This is a genomic window from Burkholderia guangdongensis, assembly GCF_013403875.1.
GTDB classification, from domain to species: Bacteria; Pseudomonadota; Gammaproteobacteria; order Burkholderiales; family Burkholderiaceae; genus Burkholderia; species Burkholderia guangdongensis.
In genome coordinates this window covers 1-422 of record NZ_JACBNX010000064.1, presented here as the reverse complement: position 1 = coordinate 422, position 422 = coordinate 1, and the positions used below count along the sequence as shown (strand labels likewise).

Below are 422 nucleotides of genomic sequence, written 5' to 3'. Positions count from 1 at the left end.
CCCGTCAGCGTTTCGGTGCCCGGACCGTTCAACGTCACGCCGCTGGTCCCGCCGATCGAACCGCCGAACGTGCCGTTCGTCGCGTTGTTCATCGTCAACGGGTTCGCGCCGAGATTCACGTTCGTGCCGTTGACGCCCGACAGCGTGCCGATCGTCTGCGGCCCGTTCGCACCGCTGATGTCGAACGTCGAGCCGGTGCCCGCCAGATCGACCGGGCTCGTCGATGCCAGGCTACCGCCCGTGCCGATCGCCAGCGTGCCGCCGTTGATCGTCGTGCCGCCCGTGTACGTGTTCGCACCCGTCAGCGTTTCCGTGCCCGGGCCGCTCAGCGTCACGCCACCCGTGCCGCCGATCGAACCGCCGAACGTGCCATTGGTCGCGTTGTTCATCGTCAGCGCGTTCGCGCCGAGATTCACGTTCGT

The 422-nt window shown here is 67.8% G+C and carries 1 protein-coding gene; it reads right to left on the bottom strand.

All coding sequences use genetic code 11. The features are described 5' to 3' along the window. Nucleotides 1–422, bottom strand: a 422-nt coding sequence (locus HZI36_RS26700; protein WP_179405668.1) for an autotransporter-associated beta strand repeat-containing protein, incomplete at both ends; no start/stop codon positions are given.